This window comes from Xenorhabdus eapokensis, from assembly GCF_001908105.1.
The window spans coordinates 1-5,559 of sequence record NZ_MKGQ01000020.1 but is presented as its reverse complement, the minus strand read 5'-3'; the positions used below and the strand labels follow the sequence as shown (position 1 = coordinate 5,559).

The 5,559-nt window shown below is 42.6% G+C and carries 4 protein-coding genes; 3 read left to right on the top strand and 1 reads right to left on the bottom strand.

Translation table 11 applies throughout. The features are described from left to right. Window positions 1-293: 293 nt before the first annotated feature. Entirely contained in the window at window positions 294-1,943 is a 1,650-nt protein-coding gene (locus Xedl_RS13155; RefSeq protein ID WP_074024303.1) for an LTA synthase family protein, read from the top strand. A gap of 83 nt (window positions 1,944-2,026) precedes the next feature. Here the strand turns inward: Xedl_RS13155 and Xedl_RS13150 are convergent, their stop codons facing one another. Further along, window positions 2,027-2,686 (bottom strand): helix-turn-helix transcriptional regulator, encoded by a 660-nt coding sequence (locus Xedl_RS13150; RefSeq protein ID WP_074024302.1) that lies wholly within the window; start codon window positions 2,684-2,686, stop codon window positions 2,027-2,029. Window positions 2,687-2,780: 94 nt separating this feature from the next. On the opposite strand from Xedl_RS13150, the gene Xedl_RS13145 reads away from it, so the two are divergent. Together Xedl_RS13145 and Xedl_RS13140 are read left to right on the top strand one after the other, a co-directional pair. After that, complete coding sequence (locus Xedl_RS13145) at window positions 2,781-4,193, top strand: MFS transporter (RefSeq protein ID WP_074024301.1); 1,413 nt, start codon at window positions 2,781-2,783, stop codon at window positions 4,191-4,193. 237 nt (window positions 4,194-4,430) lie between these two features. Further along, on the top strand, window positions 4,431-5,366 hold the full coding sequence (locus Xedl_RS13140) for a TPM domain-containing protein (protein WP_074024300.1): 936 nt from the start codon (window positions 4,431-4,433) through the stop codon (window positions 5,364-5,366). The last annotated feature ends 193 nt before the right edge of the window (window positions 5,367-5,559 follow it).

Sequence of the window (5,559 nt, the reverse complement as noted above, 5' to 3'; positions counted from 1 at the left end):
ATGATAAAATCTTGCTGTGACATAGCCTTTTGTTCCTTTATTTCTCTATTTTTGACGACTTAAAGTTATAAAGGAGCGGCTATGTCATTTCAACTCACCCTAAAAGTCGAGCATCGCGTGGATTTGACAATGCCATTCCGTTGTTTGTCCAATCATGCATCCAGCGGCCTGTGAAGTGGGAAGCATCGCCCGATAGGGCGGGGAGCAGTCACTTTTTTATCTGTATATGTGCCAACCTGTGCTATTTTTCATCGGGTTGGCAAACTGAACTCACGTGTGGAATTCAATAGAGTATGAAAAAAAAGATAATCTCTAGGATTTATCTTGGATTGTTGTTAATTGCTTCCTTGATATTAGTATTTGAAAAAGGTGGAGATATTTATCCTGCACTGGTATCTGTCGGTGTATTCGGTATCATCTTTGGTCTGGCTTTTTTAGTTTCAGCGCGCTGGTTATTTTCGGTAGTATTCACTGGAACGTTATTTATCATCCTGAAATTCCTCAACCAGATAAAAATCCATTACTACAAAGAACACCTGATGTTTTCTGATTTGAATGTCATGTTAGATCCCGCAAATCAGGAGACTTTACACCACTATTGGCTGGCGGGCATTGCCGTGGTGGCGATGTTTATCTGGTTGATATTCAACATGATATTGAGCTGGAAAGTGGTGCCTGCTGCGCGTGGGATCAAATGGCGCCTCGGTAGTATCGTTTTAATGGTCGTGAGTGCCTGGGGTATCAACCTAACAGTGAGTACCTACCATACTCAATGGCAAGGGGAATTGCCGAAGGGACGGGGGACGGTGACCAATATGGTGATGTCTGCCTCGGATGTGCAATATCAGCCGCCAAAATTTGGCTTATCGGCTGATTATTTCTTGCAGCAGGCGAAAAAAGTGACGTTGCCTGCACCTCAGTCAGAAGTTAAACCTGATGTGGTTGTATTGCTGCAAGAGTCTACCGTCAATCCCCATATTTACCAATTACCTGCCAATGTGCAGTTGCCAGATCTCTACATGTTCCGGCGTGATGCGGGTGTCAGCGCCCAAAGTCCACTCAGGGTACAAACCTTTGGGGGCGGAACCTGGTTATCTGAATTTTCTGTTTTAACTGGATTGAATACGGATGATTTTGGCCCCCGCAAAAATGCGGTGTTTTATTTTGTCGTTGATCACCTGAAAAACAGCTTGTTTCGTGCCATGAAAGACAACGGCTATTACACGGTTGTTCTGACACCGTTTAATAAATCGTCTTATCATGCGGGACATGCTTACAAGACATTGGGCGTTGATCGAATTATCCAACCGCAAGAGCTGGGCTATCCCGCAGATATGGATGAAAATTTATGGAAAATCCCGACACAAGATATGTTGTCTTATGTGAAAACTATCCTGGCTAAGGAAACAGACAAACCGATTTTTATTTTCTCTCTGACCATGTATGAACATGGGCCTTATGAAGAGAGCCATCATGATGATTATGGTCTGGCTGATAAAGTTAATTCTGCAACGGCGGTTGGTAAGTTTAGCCATTATATGGAAAAAATCGTGGCGTCTGATCCTGCCATCAGAGATTTCAGTGAATTCGTTGCCAATCGCGACAAGCCTACCGTTTTCCTCTATTTTGGTGATCATCAGCCAAACATAAATTTTGATCACTATAACTCTCCGCTACCTGATCCAGCACATGTGACTCAGTTTACTTTGCGGGATAACTTGAAACAGGGAGCATCAATAACAACGGGCAAACTGACAGATATCTCCTTCCTCGGTGGAATAATTCTGGAGCGTGCCCGTTTATCAGCACCAGCGTTTTATCAGGCGAATATGTTCATGCGCCATTTATGTGATGGTGCCTTAAATGATTGTCAGGATAGGGCACTGGTAGAGAGTTATAAGCATTATATTTACCAGCAGTTAGCGGCGGCAGGTAAGGAATAATTTTATCCCTTCTGTATAAAAAACCTACGCAACTGAAATATTGCGTAGGTTTTTTTGAAGGCTTATATCAAGCAAAATTTGTATCAAGAACGTGCGGCAGTGATGCGATAAGCGCAGCGTCGGTGACCACTAAGGATATATTCGGTTCTTTCCACATTGGCTTGCAGGATCTCCCGAAACAGTTTCAGCTCTGTCCGACAAAAGCCTTGACACAATTTGGCTGCGGCACAAATTGGACAATGGTTTTCAAAAAACAGAATATCGCCATTTTCTTCAACAGAATAATAAGCCATGTAGCCTTCTCGGCAGCGTATCGAGACCAGACGCTCAACTTTCTCCTGTAACCCTGTAGCACCTTCCATCGCCTTTTTATAGTTGGAAAAAGTCTCTTTTTCACGGGCGCCGATAATCAAATCCATAGCATCTTCACCCAACTGATGACGAATAATCGAGATCAGTTGCGTTGTCAGCTCTGCATGGGCATCAGGAAATTTGGCATGGCCTTTCTCTGTGATATGCCAAAGCTGTACTGGACGCCCAACTCCCCTGGTTTCTGATTTTGCTTCAACTAATCCCTCCTTAGCCATTTTTACAAATTGCTGACGGGCTGCTTCTCCAGTTGTTCCCAATAATTTGCCGGCATCAGAGGCTTGTAAGGCACCTTGAGTTTTTAGCAGCATTAGTAGCTTCTCACTCACGGTTTGCCCTACGATTATACTATTTTCCAAGTCATTGCTTGACATATTGTTGATTCCGACATTAATTTATTCCAAGACTTATCTTGTTTAATTTAGCGTAAGACTTTTCACAACTCAACCTGTGTTCAGGGCAAAAATTATGATAATGACTGAGGAAAGCCGCTGGAGGGATCTGTTTTCCAGCAAAAATGCACCAAGTGCGATAGCACTTTCACTGGGCGTGGTATTGATGGCAATTAATACCTTAATTGCCATCACTATTCTGCCTTCTGTCGTCAATGATATTGGAGGATTGAACCTCTATGCCTGGAATACGACATTGTTTGTCGTGGCATCGATTATTGGCTCCATTCTTTCTGCGAGATTGTTGAGTGCATTGGGCGCACGAAATGCTTATCTGGTTGCATCATTGGTCTTTTTTATTGGCAGTTTACTTTGCACCCTTGCACCGACAATGGAAATTATGCTGGTTGGCAGAACCATTCAGGGGCTTGGCGGTGGATTTCTATTTGCCCTTTCTTATTTGATGATTAATCTCGTATTTGCTCAATCACTTTGGCCTAGGGCTATAGCGTTGGTTTCGGGGATGTGGGGCGTAGCGACTTTAATAGGTCCAGCTATTGGCGGTGTTTTTGCTGAAATGAATGCATGGCGTTACGCTTTTGGCATTATGCTTCCCATTATTCTGTGTTATTCCGTATTTACCTACCTGATTTTACCTAAAACAGAGGTGCAGAATAAAACCAAAACAGCATTGCCCATTGTGCAATTGCTCCTATTGTCAGCGGCGGTATTGGCGGTTTCTTCAGGAAGTTTGTCACAAGATGTTCGGCTCAACATTCTTGGCATTGTTGCGGCTGTGGTCTTAATTTTTTTATTGATCATCCATGAACGCCGAGCTTCAGCAAGGTTATTGCCTGAAAATACCTTCAGTTTACGTTCTCCCCATTTAGTTTTATTCACTACCCTATTTCTATTGGTAATGGGTTTATCGGGAGATGTTTTTATTCCTTATTTTCTGCAAATTCTGCATGGGCAATCCCCTTTGGCCTCTGGTTATATGGTTGCTTTCGTGGCAATGGGTTGGACTATAGGAGAAATACTCAGTGCTAGCTGGCAAGGAGCAAAGATGCGGTTTGCAATTGTCAGCGGGCCTATTTTCATGTTGGCTGGCATGTTGCTGTTGCTTGTGTTGTTACCCTCCCAGTCGGCAGGGGAGTGGCAGATTATGCTACCGATCAGCTTGGGATTGGGGGTGTTTGGTTTCGGCGTTGGATTCGGCTGGCCTCATATTTTGACCCTTATTTTGCAGGCTTCCAGTGAGGCGGATAAAAGCATCGCCGGTTCATCCATTACCACCATACAGTTATTTGCCTCTGCATTTGGTTCTGCACTGGGAGGGATGACCGTCAATTTATTTGGATTTTATCAACCAGGGGGAGTTGAAGGGGCAGTTTCTTCTTCTTTTTGGCTATTTTTACTCTTCTCCATTGCACCAATATTGGCATTATTAACAGCATTCCAATTAGCAAAAATTAAGGTAGAAGGATAAGTTTATTATTAACGGCCTTATTATAAAGGAAAAGTAATGCCATTTTCTTGGTTACGAGTGATGGGAGATATCCGTATAATAGTGATGATTGATATCATAAATAAAAGCTAAGGATATTTGATGTTAATAATTTCCCATATACCAAAGGATGGTTGTAACACCAGAATAATACAACCGAGAATAAGCTATATTTCTATAATAAAACATTTTTTTATACTATTTTTATTGCTTATCGGAATGGGCAACGTATCGGCGAATGAAATAAAACAAGAGCCGATAACTGTTGCTGTTCCCACGTTAAGTAAGAGTGTGGCAGATATCTCTAAAGCTCTAACGAAAGAAGAGCACCAACGCCTGACCCGCCAATTAAAAAAACTGCAATCTGAAGAAAAGGTACAGATGGCAGTCCTGATTATCCCGACTATTGGCAGTGATACGATTGAGGAATTTTCTTCCCGTGTATTTGATAAATGGAAGTTGGGTAGTAAGAAAGGCAATGATGGTATCTTGTTTTTGATCGCTTCTGATGACCATAAAATGCGTATCGCAGTTGGTTCCGGTTTAGAGCGGAAATTAACCGATGGCAAGATTGCGCGTATTTTACGTGAGGAAGTTAAGCCGGCTTTCAAAGAGAATGCTTATTTTGAGGGTATCAGTAATGCGATTAATTCAATTGATACGTTACTGAAACAGTCCCAACAAGCGGGGGCATATGAAGAAATAACGAAGATTGCACCGACTTTCTCAGAAGAGGGCGGTGGTGCATTTAGCAAGATATCTGGCAAGGATATTGCCTCACTATTGTTTTTTTGGCTAATCAGTCTGTTTATTTTGCCAATGAAAGTCTTTCGCGAGGGACACTGGTTTAAGCGTTTCCTCAAATGTGCTCTGACGATTGCGGCAGGAACCTATCTATTGACCCTGGTGGGATTGTTTTCTTCCATTCCGGCAGAGTTTTATCTGTTAATCCTTTTGCTACCAGTGATTCTGGTGTTTATGCTGATCTCTTCAGTGATATCGTTATTGAAAAGCTTATTCGGCGGTCTCTTTGGCGGCTTGTTTGGTGGTTCTGGCTCTGAGAATCCAGAAAATGGCAAGGATAATGGAGGTGATGATAACTTTTCCGGTGGCGGTGGTCGCAGTGATGGTGGTGGTGCTTCAGGCGATTGGTGATTTGTTTTTGGTTTATTGGGTGGGGAGATTATCCCCACTTGTTGCCGTTATTTACGGTTCAATCGGTTAATTCTGTTGCGAAGTGTAAGAGCCTATTCGGAATCTTTTTTGAACGTAATTGTTTTTCCTGTATTCTGTCCGCCCAAATAAGATAAGTGCCTATATAAGTGACCTGCTGGAATGAGAAAAACCT

Bases quoted from the DNA above. Each gene is read 5' to 3' on its own strand.
- Xedl_RS13140 (WP_074024300.1), top strand. From the start codon at position 4,431: ATGGGCAACGTATCGGCGAATGAAATAAAACAAGAGCCGATAACTGTT.
- Xedl_RS13150 (WP_074024302.1), bottom strand. From the start codon at position 2,686: ATGTCAAGCAATGACTTGGAAAATAGTATAATCGTAGGGCAAACCGTG.
- Xedl_RS13145 (WP_074024301.1), top strand. From the start codon at position 2,781: ATGATAATGACTGAGGAAAGCCGCTGGAGGGATCTGTTTTCCAGCAAA.
- Xedl_RS13155 (WP_074024303.1), top strand. From the start codon at position 294: ATGAAAAAAAAGATAATCTCTAGGATTTATCTTGGATTGTTGTTAATT.